Here is a 17,015-nt window from a genome sequence, read left to right as displayed (position 1 = left end):
AAGGTCGTACGGTGAGCAGCCCCCTACCCGACGCCGAGCCCGTCGCCGACCCGGCCGAGATAGCCGACATAGCCGCGCCGCCCGTCCCGCAGCCGGAGCAGCAGCCGCAGTTCCAGCCGGCCGGACGCCTGCGCTACAAGCCGCGCCGCAACCTCTTCGCCAGCCGCACGCTGCGGCTGGTCGCGGTGATCGTGCTGCTGGCGCTGTGCGGGGTGGCGATCATGGCCCGGGTGCAGCGGATGACCGGGACCTCGGGCCTGCTGATCGGGGTGGCGCTGGCCGTGCTGCCGGTGCCGCTGGTGCTCGGGGCCTTCTACTGGCTGGACCGGATCGAGCCCAAGCCGCTGCGCAACCTGCTGTTCTGCTTCGCCTGGGGCGCCTGCGCGGCCACGCTGGTGGCGCTGCTCGCCAACACCTGGGCGACGTCGCTGCTGATCGAGCACCAGGTCGGCAGCGGTGAGACCCTCGGCGCGAGCGTGGTCGCCCCGCTGGTGGAGGAGTCCGCGAAGGGCTCCGCGATCCTGCTGCTGTTCCTGTTCCGGCGGCGCGACTTCAGCGGCATCGTGGACGGCATCGTCTACGCCGGGTTCACCGCCACCGGCTTCGCCTTCACCGAGAACATCCTCTACATCGGCCGCTCGGTCGGCGACGGCAGCAAGGACGGCCAGGGGTTCGCGCTGACCCTGCTGACCTTCCTCCAGCGCGAGGTGATGTCGCCGTTCGCGCACCCGCTGTTCACCGGGATGACCGGGGTCGGCTTCGGTGTGGCGGCGATGACCCGCAAGCGCTGGCTGCGGATCCTGGCGCCGATCGGCGGCTGGGTCTGCGCCATGATCATGCACGGCACCTGGAACGGCTCCTCGACGCTGGGCGGCCTGGGCTTCCTCGGCGTGTACTTCCTGTTCATGGTGCCGGTGTTCGGGCTGATGGTGTGGCTGGTGGTGTGGTCCCGGCGGAGCGAGCTGCTGGTGGTCCAGCGCCAGCTGCCGGTGTACGCGACGGCGGGCTGGCTGCCACCGCAGGTGCCGCTGGTGCTGTCGGCGATGCGGACCCGGCGGCAGTCCGAGGACCTGGCCCGGTTCACCCAGGGGCAGGACGGCGCCAGGGCGATGGCCGAGTACCTGGGCTTCGCGACCTCGTTGGCGTTCCTGCGGCAGCGGGCCGAGCGCGGGCTGGCCGGCCGCGACTTCACCGAGCGGGAGCAGGAGCTGCTGCACCACCTGTGGGAACGGCGCGACCAGGTCGCCGAGGTGTTCGTCCGGGTCGGCGCACAGGAGTGGTACCGCACCCACCCCCAGCCGCCCCGCCCGTACGCCTACCCGGGCGGCTACGGCCTCCCGCAGACCCCCCACCCGGGCTACGGCCCCCCGCCGGGCCCGTACCCCGGCCCGGGGTACGGGTTCGCCCAGCGCCCCGCCCCCGGCGGCCAGGGCTACCCGCAGGCTGGCCCGAACCAGGGCCACCCGCAGCCGGGCCCCGGGTACGGCTACCCGCAGCCGGGCCCTGGATACAGCCACCTGCAGCCGGGCCCGAACCACGGCAACCTGCAGCCCGGCCCGAACTACTCCGCCCCGGGCCACCCCGCCGCGGCCCCGGCCGAGGCCACCGGCCCCAACGGCGGCTACCCGGGCAACGCCCAGGACCCCTTCGCCGTACCCGACTCGAACACCACCCCCCGCCCGTACCAGGCCCCGGGCCCGTACGCAGCCCCGAGCCCGTACGGGACGCCGCCGCCGTACGGCACCCCCGGCCCGTACGCCGCGCCGCCGTACCCGGCCGCCGCCCCCGGCCCGTACCCCGCGCCGACGCCGTACAACGGCCCTGGCCCCGGCCCCTACGGTCCCGCCCCCGGCTACCCGGCCGCCCCGCGCTACGTCACCCCGTCCAGTCATCCCAACCAACCCAACTACGACCCCTACGCCCGCCAGCCCTCCGGCTTCCGCCGCACGAACCGGCCGCAGCCACACCCGCAGGCACAACCCCAGCCGCAGCCGCAGGCCCCCGCGCCGTACCTGCCTGCCCAACCCCTCCCCGGAGCACAGCCGCCGCTGGCCTCCATCCCCCAGCAGCACCGCCACCCCCAGCCCGACCCCGCCCCCGCCGACACCCCGCTCCCCGCGCCGGCCCCCACCCCCGCCGAAGGCGACGGCGTGCAGTGACGGCGCGTACCACCCCCCTCCGCGCCCCCAGCTGATCGCACCGGAACCATCCGGGGCCCTCCCCACGTTGTCCCTCTTAACACCCGCACGCAGCGTGCGGTGACGCCGAGACAGCGTCAGGAGGCCAGCGGATGACAGACGGCATCTATCGCATGGCCGTGGCCAGCGGCCACAGCCACCGGGACACGGTTTCCCTCGCCGGGCAGCAGGTCAGACACTGGCTGAAGGCGCAGCACTACGAGGACCCGGGCGCCGAGGACGGTCGGCACCGGGTCGGCCCGCAGGCCGTCCTCGACTGCGCGCTCAAAGAGCGCATCCGCGGTGCCACCGGCGCGAAGGAATCCGTCGCCCGCTGGCGACTACGCGAGTTCACACCCCAGGGAATCTGGCAGACCTCACTGACCGTCAGCACCCCTCCGACCGGCGCCACCTGGGTCAGACTCGACGCCGAGCAGCTGCCGGTCCGCGGCGCCTCGGCGACGAAAGCCCCGGTGCCGACCCTGGCCAGGGGCCTGCTGGACGTACTCGCCGCCACCGAGGGCGAGCACCCGAACGCCGCCAGGCTGCACGGCCTCCCCACCGTGATCGAACGCGGCGACGTGGACGAGGTGCTGGACGAGCTGTGCGACCCGGACCGGCGGATGCCGATCGTCGTGGCCAGCACCCCGCCCCGGGTCGACTTCGACGACTGGCTCGCCGAGAGCGTCGACCCGCTGCTGCGCGGCTGCGCCGGCCTGGCCGTCCTCTACGCGCTCGCGCCGGGCGCCGAGCGCGACTTCAACCGCGCGCTTGAGCACCACCGGGTGTACGGCGGCGCGGTCCGCACCTACCTCCCCGGCCTGGACCCGGCCTGGGCGCCGGAGGCCCAGCGCCACCGGGTGATGGGCCGGCACACCCTGGACGCCGACCTGCGCCGGGCCAGCGGCCTGCTGGCCTGGCTGCCGCGCCGACTCGCGGTGCAGTCCCCGCTGCCGGACGCGCTGGCCGGGCTGCCCCCGCTGCGCGCGGGCGGCCGTACCAGCGGCCCGGTCGAGGCCAACCCCGAGATCGACGGTGTGCAGCCCGGCTCCCTGCTGGTGGACCACCACGAGGAGGAGGTGCACGAGGAGCGCGCCCGCGCCGAGGAACTGCAGGAGGTACGCCGCTGGCTGCGCGCCGCGGAGGAGCGCGAGTCCCAGCTCGCCGCCGAGTACGACGAGCAGTACAGCGAGCTGCGCGAGGCCCGCACCCAGGTCCGCTCGCTGCGCGGACGCCTGGCCGAGGCCGACGACTCCTCCGCGCCCACCCTGTCGGGGACACTCCGGGAGGACCCGCTCTCCTTCGCCGAACTGGTGGAGCGGATGGACGAGTTCCCGCTGCTCTCGTTCACCGGCGACCCCCGGCTGGCCCGCGAGCTGGACGACCAGACCGACCACCCGACCTGGGTCCGGATGGCCTGGGATGCCCTGCTGGCGCTCCAGGACTACGCCGAGGCGGCCGTCCACGGCGAGTCCGGCGGCGACTTCCGCAGGTGGTGCGAGAACACCCCGGGCGACTGCCATGTCTTCCCGCCGCGCAAGGTGATCCGCGACGAGTCCCGCACGGTGCGGACCAACGGCAAGTGGAAGGGCGAGCGCGAGCTGCCGGTCCCGGTCGAGGTCAACCCGGCTGGCAAGGTCTTCATGGGCGCCCACCTCCGGATAGGCGGCGGAGGCACCGCCCCCCGGCTGCACTACCACGACGACTGCTCCGGCACCGGCCGGATCTACATCGGCTACATCGGCCTCCACCTCCACAACACCCGCACCAACTGACCCGCACAGCCCCCGGACGACTCAGCTCCTACGGGCCCCGCTCAGCGCCGAGGACGGCGCATGAGAGGCTCGGAGCCGTACCGGAACCAAGGAGGCTGACCGACGATGGCAAGGATTCCCTCGTCCCTGGTCGCGGCGAGCGGGCTCGTCGGCGGCTACGGGATCGCCAGGACCACCGAGCGCCGCGAACTGGGCGGCGTGGTCCTGCTCGCAGCCGGCGCGGTCGCCGCGACCCAGTGGAAGCGCGCCGCGGGCCCGACCACCGCGGTCGCGCTCACCGCCCTCTACACCGCCGCGTTCGCCGGCTCGCACCCCCTGGCCAGGAAACTCGGCGCCTGGCCCTCCATCGCCACCGCAGCCGGAACCGTAGCCCTGGCCTCCTGGGCCGCCGCCGACCGCCGCGCCTGACCGTACAGAAAGGCCTACAGGATGCGGGTCGGCTGGTCCGGGTGGCAGACGCCGACCTGGTGCTCGCCCAGGGCTTCGCGGTAGGCCAGGATGTCCTCCACGTCCGTGGTCACGACCAGGGCTCGGCCGTGGTGCGCCGCGACCACCAGCACCAGGGCGTCCACCACGTCGAACTGCTTCTTCGCGGGCAGCTTCACCCGCGCCGCGAGCGCGCCGACCCGCTTGCCGTCGCGCTCGGTGTGGCCCGACGCGCACGGCAGGCAGGGCCGTGATCCGTCGCCCCAGCCCTTGGCCTCGAAGGAGGGCGGCCGGGAGTCACGCGCCGCGTAGACCGTGCAGCCGGCCAGAATCGGCTTCAACGTCGTGTAGTTGCCAGGACCCGGCCGCCACACCTGGCCGAGCACCGGCAGCGGCACGATCGGACGGTGTCCCCCGCGCTCCAGGAACTTGCGGTGTAGGGCGACCGCTCGATCCCGGCCCTGCTCCAGGTGGATCAGCATGCCCGCGTCGTAGACGACCGGCATCAGGCCGCGCCGCGCGGATGCCGTCGGTCCAGCGGCGGGGTGTCGAAGAAGTCGTCGAGAGCCTGGTCGATCGACTCGCTCTCGCCGCGGTCGATCGGCTCGGTCCCGGACTGCGGCCACGGCAGGTCGGCGTCGCGCTGCTCGGCCTCGTCGATCAGCACGTCCAGCGGTGCGAAGGCCCGCGCGACCAGGTCGTCGCGATCCATCGCCGCGCTGATCGCCGCGGACACATAGGTGCTGAGATCGACCCCGGCCGCTTCGGCGTAGGAGCGGACCCGCTCCTTGGTCTCCGCGTCCGCCGCTATCGTGATCATGCTGCGCCTGGCTGCCATGCCACCAGCGTACAACAGCGTTGTACCGCCCGCCGGGGGCTGGACGCACCGAGGGTCCCGCTGTCGGGGGGATGTCAGCGGGACCCTCGGAACTTGTGGGGCCTCGTCAGAGGGCGAGGCCGTGGGCGGAGAGCCAGCTCGACGGGTCGACCGGTTCGCCGCCGGACGGGCGCACCTCCAGGTGCAGGTGCGGGGCGCTGACGTTGCTGCCGGTCGCGCCGACCCGGGCGATCGGCTGACCGGCCGTCACCTGGCCCGCGCCGACGCCGATGGCCGAGAGGTGGCAGTACCACAGCTCGGTGCCGTCCGGCAGGGTCTGCACCACCCGGTAGCCGTACGCCCCGGCCCAGCCGGCCGAGGTGATCACGCCCTCGCCGACCGCCACCACCGGGGTGCCGGTGGGCGCGGCGAAGTCCTGGCCGGTGTGCAGGTGGGCCCAGTAGGAGTCGGACTGCCCGAAGCCGTCGCCGCGAACCGCCCCGGCCACCGGGGCCACCAGCGTGCCGACCGCCGTACGGGCGGGAGTCGCGGTCGCCGTGGCCGACCCGGCGAACGGAGCCGCCTGCGCCTGCCCCGCCCACTGCTGGGCCTGGGCGGCGGCCTGAGCCTGAGCAGCCTGCGCCTGGACCTGCGCGGCCTGGGCCTGCGCCTGAGCCGCCTGCGCGGCCTCCGCCTCCGCCGCCCGCAGCGCCGCCGCGTGGGCCTCGGCGGCCCGCGCCTCCGCCGCGCGCTCGTCCGCCGCCTGCGCCCGCGCCTGGTCGTCCGCTGCGATCTGCTGCGCCATGGCCAGCTTGGCCGCCGCCAGTTGCGCGGCCTGCCGACGGGCCGCGTCCTCCGCGGTGGCGCGCTGCTGGACCGCCTGCGCGCGGATCCGGTCGGCCAGGGCCAGGCCGGGGTCGGTGGCCGGAGCGGCGACGGCGGGCTCGGCCCGGTCGTGCTCCTGGGCGACGAGCGTGGTGCCCCGCGCGGAGCCGTCCACCGCCGAGGCGGGCTGGGCGGCGAGACCGGTTGCTCCGACCGCGGCCATGGCCGCGAAGCCGAGCACGGCCGTGGACTGTGCGGGTGCCCAAGTGGGCTGGTGCGACGCCACGTTCGGCGTACTCCTTTCCTTCCCTCTCGCCGACCGGGTTAGCTGACGGGTTCGGGGAGGAAGGTCCCCTACGACCGGTTTCGGCCGATTCACCCCAGGAAGTACGTGGTTCCCCGGTTCCAACACGCTGGATTAGGCGATCACATGCGACGCCGTCCGTCGAACGGCTGAACTTCGCACTGCGTTATAGAAAGGTAATCCTAGTGACGATTGAATCCAAGAGATCCCGGGGGTGCAGTTGGGGACGGAGCGTCAGTTCTTGGTAAAGAGCCAGTCCACCAGCAGGTTTGCGACCTGGTCAGCGCCGAGGTTCCTGGCGTCGGCGAACTGCTGGGCGCCGGGGGCGGCCCGCTTCGAGCCGTCCGGGGCGAGCACCACCAGAGCCGGGATGCCGTCGCCCGGCAGCGTCACATAACGGGCAGCCAGCTCCGTGTTCCGGTCGTAGTGCCCGACGTCGACGGTGACCAGGTGGTAGTCCCGGGCCAGCAGTTGGTGCACGCCGGGGCTCTGCACCAGCGTGGTCAGCGCCTGGCAGTCCTCGCACCAGGACGACCCGAAGTCCAGCAGCACCGGCCGCCCGTCGGCACGCGCCGCGGCGAGCGCGGCGGCGAGGTCTGCCGCGGCGTCGGCGGACGGGTCGTAGCCCTCGGGGACGGCGGCCGGGGCGACCACAGGCAGCGGCAGGAACGGACGGGCCAGCCCCATCGAGTCCCCGGAGACGCCCCCGGGCCGGTTCGCACCGCCCGCGGGACCGCCGACCGGCCTGCCTCCGACCACGACGCAGCCGCTGAGCAGCAGCAGGCCCGAGAGCGCCGCCAGCACGCCCCGCAGCACCCGTCCCGGCCGACCGGTCATGGTCATCGGACGCGCCTCTCCTCGCCGCCGTGTACGTCGCGTACCTCAGATGCACGCCGATGTACGTCGGACGATCATTCGAGCAGAGGAACCGCCCCAGGACCGGTTCACGCGCCGCCGAGCCACCCGTACGGGTCAGGTCGGGTCACGCCGGGTCAGGTCAGGGTCAGGTACGCCAGGCTGCCCAGCCCGGCCACGAAGCAGTAGATCGCGAACGGGGTCAGCGTCCTGGTCTCGAAGTACTTGGTCAGGAACCGCACCGCGACGTACCCGGCCACGAACGCCGCCACCGCACCGGCCAGCACCTGGCCGCGGATGCCGTCGCCCGCCGAACCCATCAGCGAGGGCACCTTGAGCAGGGCTGCCGCCCCGATCACCGGCGTGGCCAGCAGGAAGGCGAAGCGGGCGGAGTCCTCGTGCCGCATGCCCTTGAAGATCCCGGCGCTGATGGTCACGCCGGAGCGGCTGATGCCGGGCAGCAGGGCCAGGATCTGCGCCGAGCCGATGACCAGCGCCTGCCCCCAGCGGAGCTTGGTGATCCGGCGGTCGGACAGCACGTCAGGATGCACGTTCTCGTCACCGGGAGCCGGGACGGCCGGGTCGTCGCCGGCCCGGCGCCGTCCGGTGCCGCCGCGCCGCAGCCGTTCGGCGACGTAGAGCACCACGCCGTTGAGGGTGAGGAAGATCGCCGCCGGGATCGGCTTGCCGAGCGACTCCCGGAACACCTTGTCGAGCGCGAGCCCGGCGATGCCGACCGGGATGGTCGCCACGATCAGCAGCCAGGCGAGCTTCTCCTCGACGGTCTCGATCCGGCGGTGCCGTATCGAGCTGACCAGGCCGGATATCACCCGGACCCAGTCCCGCCAGAAGTAGACGACCAGCGCCAGTGCGGTGGCCAGGTGCAGCCCGATCAGCACGTTCAGGTACGGGGAGTCGGCGGCGGAGACGTTGAGGTCCGCCTTCCAGTGCCCGCCGAGCAGCGCGGGCACCAGGATGCTGTGGCCGAGGCTGGAGACGGGGAACAGCTCGGTGACACCCTGGAGCAGGCCGACGCCGATCGCTTCCGGGTAGGTGAGCACGGACATCGGCGGCCTTCGACAGAGGACGGATCAACGGGCAGCTCAGAAACTACTACAGCGCTGTAGACCCTCAACCCCCCGCCGACCCTTGTTCATCACCCTGCCGCCCAGCGTTCACCTACCGCTCCCGCACCGCCTCGGCAGCCCCGCCGCCCCGCGGTCAGGCGGCGAGGCTGGGCTCGATCAGGTCCCGGCGGCCGGAGGCCACCAGCGTGGTCCGGCGCACCGCGTTGTCCTGCACGCCGGTCAGCTGGGACCTCAGCCGCAGCGCCAGCGTCACGATCAGCACCGTGCAACCCGCCATCACCGCCAGGTACACCGGAGACAGCCCGGAGCCGACCAGCAGTACTCCGGCGGCCGGGCCCATCGCCACCGCGACCTGCTTGACCAGCGAGAACGCCGCGTTGTAGCTGCCCAGCAGATGCGCCGGGGCCAGATCGGCGACGATCGGGCCGAGGGTCGGCGCGAGCAGCGCCTCACCGACGCCGAACAGCATGTAGACCGAGAGCATCGCCGCGGTCGCGACCGTGCCGTTCGACACCAGCCCGGCCGCGGCCGCGGCCGCCCAGGCGCCGAGCCAGACCAGCCCGGTCGCGGCGATCGCGGTGCTGCGGCGGCGGCGCGCGGTGATCCGCACCACGACCATCTGCAGCGCGACGATGGCCAGCGTGTTCGCGCCCAGCGCCAGGCCGAGCACGGACGGCGAGGTGCCGACCACATCGGTGGCGTAGGCGGCGACCCCGGACTCGAACTGGCCGTAGCAGGTGAAGAAGATCAACCCGGCGAGCACGCAGATCCGGATCATCGCCTTGTCGGCGAGCAGGATCCGCAGGTCCGAGCGCGGCCGGTCGCCGGGCGCGGCGGAGACCGCGGCCGGCACCTCGGGCAGCGCCGGGATGCGGACGCTTCCGGTCACCGCCGCGAGCACCAGGAACATCAGCGCCTCGATCGTGAACAGCAGGGTCAGACTGGCCGGGCGGTTCACGTCGACGATCTGGCCGCCGATCATCGCGCCGATCCCCATCCCCAGGTTGACCAGGGTGAACTGCAGCGCGAAGGCATGCGCCCTGGTGGCCCGGGTGGAGCAGCGGACGATCATCGTGGCCAGGGCCGGCTGCACCGCGGCGACGCCGCCGCCGAAGAGGAAGGCGGACATCAGGATGTGCCCGCTGCCGGTGGCGTGCCCGAAGGCCAGCGCGCCGAGCGAGGCGGTGACCGCCCCGGCGACCAGCACCGGGCGGGGGCCGTAGCGGTCGATGCCGCGACCGGCCAGCGGCAGCGCGACCAGGGCGGCGAGGGCGAACAGGGTGAAGACCAGCCAGGCGGTCATCGAGCCGAGGCCGCGCACCTGGTTCACGTACACGAACATATAGGGGACGGTGAAGCCGCTGCCGAACGCGCTGAGCGCGTTGCCGACCTGCACCTGCCGAATCGTGCGCGCCATGCTGCACCGCCCTTCTCCATGTCGTCCCTGTCCGCTACAGGTTTCCTCCGGAAGAGTACACTACTAAAGTCTTCGGTGAGAAACCTTATAAGTCGGAACCCTTTAGCCTTCGTGCGACACTGGAGGGCATGACCACTGAGCTGCAGATCGACGAACAGGTCGCGGCGTACCAGCGTGAGTTCCCGATGGTCGACCCGCAGGTGGAGACCATCGTCTCGACCCTGACCCGGCTGACCCGGCGGATGTCGGTCGCCTACGGGCGGCAGCTCACCGAGCTGGGCATCAGCTCGGCCGACTGGGAGGTGCTCAAGGCGCTGATCGTGGCCGGCAGCCCGTACCGGCTCGGCCCCGGGGAGCTGGCCCGGCGGCTCGGCCTCACCCCGGCCGCGATGACCCACCGGATCGACCGGATGGCGGCGTCGGAGCTGGTCACCCGCACCCGGGACGAGAGCAACCGGGTCCGGGTCAACATCGAGCTGACCCGGCTCGGCCGGGAGAAGTGGCTGGAGTCGATGCGGATGGCGGCGGTCTTCGAGGAGGAGCTGCTGCAGGACGCGTCCACCGAGGAGCGCGCGGTGCTCTCGGCCCAGCTGGGACGGATGCTGCGCCGGGTCGAGGAGCACCAGCCGGACGCGCTGGGCCGCTGCGACGACCTGGACGACTAGGCGACGGCTTGGGCGGCTTGGACAGCCCGCACGACCGAGGCCCGTCCGGCCCCGGAGCAAAAGTTAGGGCTCACTCACCGCAGGACGCGGTGGGTGAGCCCTCACTCACTACTCGGAGCCTCGGAGCCTCGGAGCGGAATCCGGATCAGCCCAGGCCGACCGACTTCAGCCAGGTCTGGGCCGCGGCCAGCGGGTCGGTGCCGTTGCCGACCTTGGTGTCCAGGTCCAGCAGGGTCGCCGTGTCCAGCTTCGCCGACACCGCGTTCAGCGCATCGGTGGCGGCCGGGGAGAGGGCGCCCTTCTGCGCGACCGGGATCACGTTCTGGTAGCCGAAGAGGCCCTTGTCGTCGACCAGGGTGACCCACTTCTTGGCGGAGATCGTGCTGTCGGTGGTGAAGATGTCGCCGACCTGGATGTTGTTCTTGGCCAGCGCGCCCTCGGTGAGCGGGCCGCCCGCGTCCAGCGCCTTGAAGCTCTTGAAGGTCAGCCCGTAGACGGACTTCAGGCCGGCCAGGCCCTCCAGCCGGGTCTGGAACTCCGGGGCCCCGCCGATGACCATCTCGCCGGCGATCTTCGACAGGTCGGAGATCTTGGACGCCGAGGTCAGGTTGTACTTGGCCGCCGTGGCCGCGTTGACCGTCAGCGAGTCCTTGTCCTCGGCCGGGGACGGGTTGAGCAGGGTCAGGTTGCTCGCCAGCTTGGCCGTCAGCTGGGTGTCGGTGTCGTCCTGCGAGGTCGGCACGGCCTTCGGGTCCAGGTACGCCAGCAGCGCGCCGTTGTACTCCGGCATCACCGTGACCGAGCCGTTCTTCAGCAGGCCGTAGCTGATCTCGCGGCTGCCGATCTGGTACTTGTACGTCACCGCGACGCCCTTGGCCTTGAGCGCCTCGCCGTAGATGTCGGCGAGCAGGGTGCTCTCGGCGAAGTTGTTGCCGCCGACGACGACGGGACCGCCCGCGGAGGCGGAGGCAGAGGGCTTGGCCGCCAGCGGGTTGCTGTCACTTGACTTGGTCGCCGAGGAGGAACCGCAGGCGGCCATGGAGACAGCGGCAGCAGAGGCGATCAGGGCGGCGGCTATGCGTCGGCCGTTGTTACCGTTGGTGATCATGTTCCATTCCGAAGGTGAGGAGGTGCCTGGGCGGTGCGTGCAACGGGTGTGGCAGCGGTTGCGACTGATGCTCTCGGAGGATCAAATCCGTTCGCGTCAGCGGCAGTCAACTGCCGTCCGAGCCTCGACCGGCCCCGTCCGAACCCCCGTTCCGGGCCTGACCTGCCCCTCGACACCCGCAAAGCAGTGATACTGCGATGCGAACCCGTGATCGGGGAAGCACTTTGGTGACTTCGTATCACAATGTTCACAACCCCCACTGACGATCTTTGCCCGTGAGCCGGTAGTCTCCGCGAGGTCGGATTTTCGATGCCGGGATTCCGGTTCGAAACTGACGCACCATCAGTCATCAGGCTCCCGAGCCGATCGAGGAGATTCGCTTGTCCCGGCAGGACGTGCGCCCGGCCACATCGGACGCTCCCTCGACTACCCAGCTCCCCGAGCCGCCGCGGCTGACCGAGAGGGCGCAGGGCGGCGGGTTCCGTGCCGCCTTCGGGTTCGCCATCGAGCGGGTGCCGTTCCGGCAGAAGCTGAACCTCCTGGTGGCCATCCCGGTCGTGGTGATCGCGGTGCTGTTCGCGCTGATCGTCAACGGCCAGGTGCAGAACGCCGAGTCGGCGGGCAACCAGGCCGACCTGTTCCGCTCCAGCGAGCAGGTGGCCCAGCTGGTCGACGACGTCCAGGCCGAGCACCAGCAGGCCAACGTGCTGTCCGCGCGCTTCGACCTGGCCCACATGATGTCCGGCTACAAGTCCCCGAGCACGGCCGCGTTCCAGAAGGCGGTAGCCGCCACCAGGACGCAGACCACCGCCGTCCGCGCCGCCTTCGGCTCGTCGCTGCCCCCCGCGGAGTCCGTCGCGCTGAGCCAGGTCGACGCGCTGGAGATGATCCGCAGCCAGATCGTCTCGGGCGAACTGGTCGCCAACAACATCGACGCCGGGTACGAGCTGGCCGCCGACGGCCTGGTGGACGGCCTCGGCCTGGACACCGACCACAACGGCGACCAGCAGCTGAGCCAGCGCCTCGACGCCCTGCTGCGCACCGACAGCACCCACTCCGCCTACGAGACCAGCCTGCTGTCCGCGCAGACCAGCGGCAGCAACGCGATGATCGAGTTCATGGCCGCCGTCGGCTACCAGGCCCAGTACCTGGAGCAGAAGGACCGCTTCGGCCGGCTCGCCACCGCGGACCAGGCCGGCGTCCTGAACGGGATCGACTACAACCCCGACGAGAAGTTCCTCGACCAGCAGTTCTCGCAGCTGGAGGTCGACCCCTCGCCGCTGACCGGGCTGACCACGGCCGCCGCGCTGCAGGGCGCCGAGCGCGACGTGGTCGAGCCGACCTTCGTCAAGGTGGTCGCCGAGGCGAGCACCCGGCTCGCGATCACCCGCAAGCTGACCGAGCAGATCGCCTCCACCGCGGACGACTCCTCCACCACCGCCTGGTGGCACGCCGCCCTGCTGATGCTGCTGGCGCTGCTGATCTCGGTCACCTGGGTCACCCTGTCGGTGCTGATCCGGCACTCCGTGGTCCGCCCGGTGCAGCGGCTCACCGCCGCCGCGCGCAAGGTCGCCAGCGTCTCCGAGGCCGAGCTGTCCCGGGTCGCCGACGACGACGCGGTGGACGAGAGCCCGGCCCGGCTGGAGGCCCTGCCGGTGGTCGCCCGGGACGAACTCGGCTCGCTGGCCGAGGCGTTCAACCAGGTGCAGGTGACCGCGGCCGGCCTGCTGGAGCGCCAGGTCACCGGCCGCCGCAACATCGCCGAGATGTTCGGCAACATCGGCCGCCGGGTCAGCAACCTGACCACCCGTCAACTCGCGCTGATCGACGGGGTGGAGCGCAGCGAGACCGACCCGGACCTGCTGGAGCAGCTGTACCGGATCGACCACATCGCGGTGCGCATGCAGCGCAACGCGGACAGCCTGATGCTGCTGGCCGGCATCCGCGAGTCCGAGCTGGACGGGCGGCCCGCCGCGGTCACCCATGTGCTGCGCGCCGCGCTCGGCCAGATCGAGGGCTACCAGCGGGTGGTGCTGCACACCCAGTCGGACGCGACGGTGTCCCCCGACATCGTCGGCGACCTGGTGCTGATGCTGGCCGAACTGCTGGAGAACGCCGCGGCGTTCTCGCCCGCGCACAGCAACGTCGAGGTCACCGTGCGGTCGGCGCCGGGCGGGCAGGCCGCGATCGAGATCATGGACCACGGCCTCGGCATGGGCTCGGAGCGGCTGGCCGAGGAGAACGCCCGGCTGGTGCGCCGCGAGCGGCTGGACCTGGTGCCGACCAAGGTGCTCGGCCTCTTCGTGGTCGGCACGCTGGCCCGGCGCTGGGGCATCACGGTCACCCTGACCAGGACCCCCGGCGGCGGCGTGACCAGCCTGGTCACCATCCCCCGCGGACTGCTGGCCGGCCCGATACCCAGCCCGACCCCGGCCCCGGCCACCCCGGCGGCCCTCAGCGTCCAACCGCAGGCCGCTCCGGAACCGGCGGTCGGGCAAGCGGTCGGACAGGCGCCGTACCCCGCGCCGGTCGCCCAGCCCGGCTACCAGGGTCCGGCCCACCAGGCCCCGGCCGCCCAGACGCCCGGCTACCCCGCACCCGCCGGCGACCCGGCGTATCCCGCGTACCCCGGCGCAGCCGCCCAGGCCCAGCCCCCCGGGTACCCGGCCCCCGCCGAACCCGGCTACCCGGCCCAGGCGTACCCCGCCCCGGCCGCCCAGCCCGGGTACCCGACCCCGGCTCAGCTCGGATACCCCGCACCTGCCGCCCAGGGCCAGGCGCAGCCGGCTCCCGCAGCCCAGACTCAGCCCTACCCGGCCCAGGGTTACCCGTCCCCCGCGGGCCAGGCCCAACTGCCCTACCCCGCACCGGTCGCCGAGCCCGGCTTCCCCGCACCGGCCGCCCAGCCCGGCTACCCGACCCCGGCCGCCCAGACGCCCGGCTACCCCGCGCCCACCGGCGACCCGGCCCACTCCGCCTACCCCACCGCAGCCGCGCAGTCCGCGCTCCCCGGCGCGTACCCCGCCCCCGGAGCCCACGCCGCGCCCCCAGCCGGCTACCCGACTGCGACCCCGGCCCCGATTCCCGCCCCAGCGGCCTACACCGCACCGCCCGCACAGCCCGCGCCCCCCGGCGCGTACGCCCCGCCCGCGCCCGTCCCCGCGCCGCCCGCACAGCCCCAGCCCCCCACCGGGTACGCCCCGCCGCCCGCACAGCCCGCGCCCCCAGGCGCGTACCCGCCGCCGCGGAGCGCCCTCGGCTCCGCCCCGGTGTCGATCCCGCTGCCGCCCGCGACGGAGGGCGGCCTGCCGCGCCGCGCCGTGCGCCGTCCCGCCGACGAACCGGTGCACACCCGCACCGCCGAGCCGCTCCAGCAGCCCGCACCCACCCAGCAGGCACCCGTCCAGCAGCCGACGCCCGTCCAGCCGCAGGCACCGGGCCAGCCGCAGGCCCCCGCCGCGAACGCGACCCCCGCCGGCCGCCCCGAGGGCCTGCGCCGCCGGGTCCGCGGAGCGACCCTCAACCAGCCGAACCAGGCCCCCCGGGCCGACGTCGTCCCGGCCGCTCCGCTCCCCGAGCAGAACGCCGAGGAAGTCCGCAACTCCCTGGAGGAGTTCGAGGCGGCCGTGGACCGCGCCCAGCGCGACAGCACGCTGACCGACCTCCAGGTCCCAGATTTCCGCAGTACCGAGCACACCGCACCGCATGACCTTTCGGAAGGAGTGGGACCGTGACCACGCCCACAGACGGCGCAGCCGCCCCCCACGCAGAGACGCCCGACCCGGCAGCCCTGGCCAGCGCGGCCGCGGACTTCACCTGGCTGCTGAACCGTTTCGCCACACAGACGGCCGGCGTCGTGGACGCCATCGCGGTCTCCTCCGACGGGCTGCTGATAGCCGTGTCCCGGCTCCGCGACCCAGCCGACTCCGAGCGGCTGGCCGCGATCGTCTCCGGCATCACCAGCCTTGCCGCCGGCGCCTCCGGCAACTACGGCCTCGGCGCGCTGAACAAGGTCATCATCGACCTGGAGGGCGGGCACCTCCTGGTCTCCGCCATCGGCAACGGCTCGGTGCTGGGGGTGGTGGCCTCCAAGGAGGCCAAGCTCGGCAACATCGCCTATGAGATGACCCTGTTCGCGAACCGGGCCGGGGCCGCGCTCAGCCCGCAGCTGATCATCGAGCTCAAGAACGGCGTGGGCGCGGCCGGTCAGGTCGGCTGACGCTCCGTCAATCCTGCACGTACGGGAACTGGATCCGAGGAAAGGACGACGACCGATGGTGGGCAGCGCGACAACCGCCCAGGGCGGGTACGACACCCCGTCCGCAGGGGTCGTACGCCCCCTGCGCCCGTACGTGATGGCCGACGACGACCCTCCTCCGCCGCCCCCCGAGCCGAGACCGGCCCCCGCGCCGGCCCCGGCCCCCGCGCCACCCCCCGCCCCGCTGCCTCCGGCGCCTCCGTCCCCGGCGCCGGCGCAGCAGTCCGAGCAGGGCCCTCCGGCCGCAGCACCGCCCCCGCCGGAGGCCACCCGCAGCAGCCTCGCCGTCCGCCCGTTCCTGCTCACCGCGGGCCGGGTGGCCGGGGCCGGCTTCGCGGCCGGCGGCGGCGCGGACGCGGGTCCGCTCCCCCTGGAGACCCAGGTGGTCTCCACCACGCTGGGGCTGGACGCGCTGGCCGGACTCACCTTCGAGCGGCACGCCATCATCGACGCCTGCCGCGTCCCGCAGTCCCTCGCCGAGCTGGCCGCCCGGCTCCGGCTGCACCTCAACGTGGTCCGGGTGATCGCCGACGACCTGCGCACCGCAGGGCAGTTGACGGTCTACGCGCCCCAGGCGAACACTGCCCAGGACGTCTCCGTACTGCGGAGGGTTATCGATGGTCTCCGGGCCGTCCCCGACTCCCGAGGGGTCCCCCGTGACAACCGCCCTGCCTGACCCGTCGCCCCTGATCACCACGAGCACCCGGAGCACCGCCGTGTCCACCCGTCCCCCGCTGCCCGTCAAGATGGTGATCGCGGGTGGTTTCGGCGTCGGTAAGACCACCACCGTCGCCGCGATCTCCGAGATCGAGCCGCTGACGACGGAGGCCAGCATCACCGAGGTCGCCGCAGGCGTGGACGACCTCACCCACACCCCGCACAAGACCACCACCACCGTGGCGATGGACTTCGGCTGCATCACGCTCGACCCCACCCTGAAGCTCTACCTCTTCGGCACGCCGGGGCAGGACCGCTTCGGCTTCATGTGGGACGACCTGGTCGAGGGCGCGCTCGGCGGCCTGGTCATCGTGGACACCCGGCGGCTCGACGACTGCTTCGCCGCGGTCGACTACTTCGAGAACAAGGGCCTGCCGTTCGCGGTCGGGGTGAACGTCTTCGACGGCAGCCTCGGCCACGACCTGGACGAGGTGCGCTGGGCGCTGGACATCGGCGAGAGCGTGCCGCTGGTGCTGTTCGACGCCCGTGAGCGCGGCTCGGTCCGGGACGCGCTGCTGGTGGTGCTGGAACTGGCACTGGCCCGCGCCGAGCGCTGACTGACGCAGAGCGAAGGGGCCCCGCC

General features: G+C 72.9%; 15 protein-coding genes and 1 riboswitch. Of the genes, 8 read left to right on the top strand and 7 right to left on the bottom strand.

Features of this window, described 5'->3' with window-relative positions; translation table 11 throughout:
- Positions 1-11: 11 nt before the first annotated feature.
- The 3 genes from ACEZDE_RS18080 to ACEZDE_RS18070 all read left to right on the top strand — a co-directional run bounded on the left by ACEZDE_RS18080 (position 12) and on the right by ACEZDE_RS18070 (position 4,360).
- Positions 12-2,159 carry a PrsW family intramembrane metalloprotease gene (locus ACEZDE_RS18080; protein ID WP_380537320.1) on the top strand — a complete coding sequence of 716 codons (2,148 nt, stop codon included), beginning with the start codon at positions 12-14 and terminating at the stop codon, positions 2,157-2,159.
- Between the two features lie 131 nt (positions 2,160-2,290).
- Positions 2,291-3,952: a hypothetical protein gene (locus ACEZDE_RS18075; protein ID WP_380537319.1), complete on the top strand. Its 1,662-nt coding sequence runs from the start codon at positions 2,291-2,293 to the stop codon at positions 3,950-3,952.
- Between the two features lie 105 nt (positions 3,953-4,057).
- Positions 4,058-4,360, top strand: a complete 303-nt coding sequence (locus ACEZDE_RS18070; RefSeq protein WP_380537318.1) for a hypothetical protein — start codon at positions 4,058-4,060, stop codon at positions 4,358-4,360.
- A 14-nt stretch (positions 4,361-4,374) separates the two neighbouring features.
- On the opposite strand, the gene ACEZDE_RS18065 is transcribed toward ACEZDE_RS18070, so the two are convergent.
- From ACEZDE_RS18065 to ACEZDE_RS18040, 6 genes are all read right to left on the bottom strand, one after another.
- Complete coding sequence (locus ACEZDE_RS18065; protein WP_380537317.1) at positions 4,375-4,884, bottom strand: hypothetical protein; 510 nt, start codon at positions 4,882-4,884, stop codon at positions 4,375-4,377.
- Positions 4,884-5,216: a hypothetical protein gene (locus ACEZDE_RS18060; protein ID WP_380537316.1), complete on the bottom strand. Its 333-nt coding sequence runs from the start codon at positions 5,214-5,216 to the stop codon at positions 4,884-4,886. The genes ACEZDE_RS18065 and ACEZDE_RS18060 overlap by 1 nt, the downstream gene beginning before the upstream one ends.
- A 106-nt stretch (positions 5,217-5,322) precedes the next feature.
- The gene (locus ACEZDE_RS18055) at positions 5,323-6,306 is read right to left on the bottom strand and encodes a M23 family metallopeptidase (RefSeq protein ID WP_380537315.1); all 984 of its coding nucleotides are present in this window, start codon (positions 6,304-6,306) and stop codon (positions 5,323-5,325) included.
- 12 nt (positions 6,307-6,318) lie between these two features.
- Positions 6,319-6,455: riboswitch (cyclic di-AMP (ydaO/yuaA leader) on the bottom strand.
- 103 nt (positions 6,456-6,558) lie between these two features.
- Positions 6,559-7,167 (bottom strand): thioredoxin family protein, encoded by a 609-nt coding sequence (locus tag ACEZDE_RS18050; RefSeq protein WP_380537314.1) that lies wholly within the window; start codon positions 7,165-7,167, stop codon positions 6,559-6,561.
- Positions 7,168-7,316: 149 nt separating this feature from the next.
- Complete coding sequence (locus ACEZDE_RS18045) at positions 7,317-8,246, bottom strand: undecaprenyl-diphosphate phosphatase (protein ID WP_380537313.1); 930 nt, start codon at positions 8,244-8,246, stop codon at positions 7,317-7,319.
- Positions 8,247-8,400: 154 nt separating this feature from the next.
- Positions 8,401-9,684 carry an MFS transporter gene (locus ACEZDE_RS18040; protein ID WP_380537312.1) on the bottom strand — a complete coding sequence of 428 codons (1,284 nt, stop codon included), beginning with the start codon at positions 9,682-9,684 and terminating at the stop codon, positions 8,401-8,403.
- A 128-nt stretch (positions 9,685-9,812) separates the two neighbouring features.
- Here ACEZDE_RS18040 and ACEZDE_RS18035 point away from each other — a divergent pair, with 128 nt between their 5' ends.
- Positions 9,813-10,349: a MarR family winged helix-turn-helix transcriptional regulator gene (locus ACEZDE_RS18035; protein WP_380537311.1), complete on the top strand. Its 537-nt coding sequence runs from the start codon at positions 9,813-9,815 to the stop codon at positions 10,347-10,349.
- Positions 10,350-10,494: 145 nt separating this feature from the next.
- On the opposite strand, the gene ACEZDE_RS18030 is transcribed toward ACEZDE_RS18035, so the two are convergent.
- Positions 10,495-11,457: an ABC transporter substrate-binding protein gene (locus ACEZDE_RS18030; RefSeq protein WP_380537310.1), complete on the bottom strand. Its 963-nt coding sequence runs from the start codon at positions 11,455-11,457 to the stop codon at positions 10,495-10,497.
- Between the two features lie 380 nt (positions 11,458-11,837).
- Here ACEZDE_RS18030 and ACEZDE_RS18025 point away from each other — a divergent pair, with 380 nt between their 5' ends.
- The 4 genes from ACEZDE_RS18025 to ACEZDE_RS18010 all read left to right on the top strand — a co-directional run bounded on the left by ACEZDE_RS18025 (position 11,838) and on the right by ACEZDE_RS18010 (position 16,989).
- A complete protein-coding gene (locus tag ACEZDE_RS18025) occupies positions 11,838-15,191 on the top strand; it encodes a HAMP domain-containing sensor histidine kinase (protein ID WP_380537309.1) in 3,354 nt (1,117 codons plus the stop codon).
- Positions 15,188-15,676, top strand: a complete 489-nt coding sequence (locus ACEZDE_RS18020; RefSeq protein ID WP_380537308.1) for a roadblock/LC7 domain-containing protein — start codon at positions 15,188-15,190, stop codon at positions 15,674-15,676. Before ACEZDE_RS18025 ends, ACEZDE_RS18020 begins: the two co-directional genes overlap by 4 nt.
- A gap of 223 nt (positions 15,677-15,899) precedes the next feature.
- Complete coding sequence (locus tag ACEZDE_RS18015) at positions 15,900-16,391, top strand: DUF742 domain-containing protein (protein WP_380537335.1); 492 nt, start codon at positions 15,900-15,902, stop codon at positions 16,389-16,391.
- Between the two features lie 70 nt (positions 16,392-16,461).
- Positions 16,462-16,989 carry a GTP-binding protein gene (locus tag ACEZDE_RS18010; protein ID WP_232242408.1) on the top strand — a complete coding sequence of 176 codons (528 nt, stop codon included), beginning with the start codon at positions 16,462-16,464 and terminating at the stop codon, positions 16,987-16,989.
- The last annotated feature ends 26 nt before the right edge of the window (positions 16,990-17,015 follow it).

Origin of the sequence: Streptacidiphilus cavernicola, from assembly GCF_042510955.1 — a bacterium.
GTDB lineage: Bacteria > Actinomycetota > Actinomycetes > Streptomycetales > Streptomycetaceae > Streptacidiphilus > Streptacidiphilus cavernicola.
Note: the sequence above shows the minus strand (reverse complement) of the source record. Positions and strands in the feature narration are given on the sequence as shown.

Excerpts from the sequence above, each read along its gene's own strand:
- ACEZDE_RS18060 (WP_380537316.1), bottom strand. The coding sequence starts at position 5,216 with ATGGCAGCCAGGCGCAGCATGATCACGATAGCGGCGGACGCGGAGACC.
- ACEZDE_RS18010 (WP_232242408.1), top strand. The coding sequence starts at position 16,462 with ATGGTGATCGCGGGTGGTTTCGGCGTCGGTAAGACCACCACCGTCGCC.
- ACEZDE_RS18075 (WP_380537319.1), top strand. The coding sequence starts at position 2,291 with ATGACAGACGGCATCTATCGCATGGCCGTGGCCAGCGGCCACAGCCAC.
- ACEZDE_RS18035 (WP_380537311.1), top strand. The coding sequence starts at position 9,813 with ATGACCACTGAGCTGCAGATCGACGAACAGGTCGCGGCGTACCAGCGT.
- ACEZDE_RS18030 (WP_380537310.1), bottom strand. The coding sequence starts at position 11,457 with ATGATCACCAACGGTAACAACGGCCGACGCATAGCCGCCGCCCTGATC.
- ACEZDE_RS18040 (WP_380537312.1), bottom strand. The coding sequence starts at position 9,684 with ATGGCGCGCACGATTCGGCAGGTGCAGGTCGGCAACGCGCTCAGCGCG.
- ACEZDE_RS18065 (WP_380537317.1), bottom strand. The coding sequence starts at position 4,884 with ATGCCGGTCGTCTACGACGCGGGCATGCTGATCCACCTGGAGCAGGGC.
- ACEZDE_RS18050 (WP_380537314.1), bottom strand. The coding sequence starts at position 7,167 with ATGACCATGACCGGTCGGCCGGGACGGGTGCTGCGGGGCGTGCTGGCG.
- ACEZDE_RS18070 (WP_380537318.1), top strand. The coding sequence starts at position 4,058 with ATGGCAAGGATTCCCTCGTCCCTGGTCGCGGCGAGCGGGCTCGTCGGC.
- ACEZDE_RS18045 (WP_380537313.1), bottom strand. The coding sequence starts at position 8,246 with ATGTCCGTGCTCACCTACCCGGAAGCGATCGGCGTCGGCCTGCTCCAG.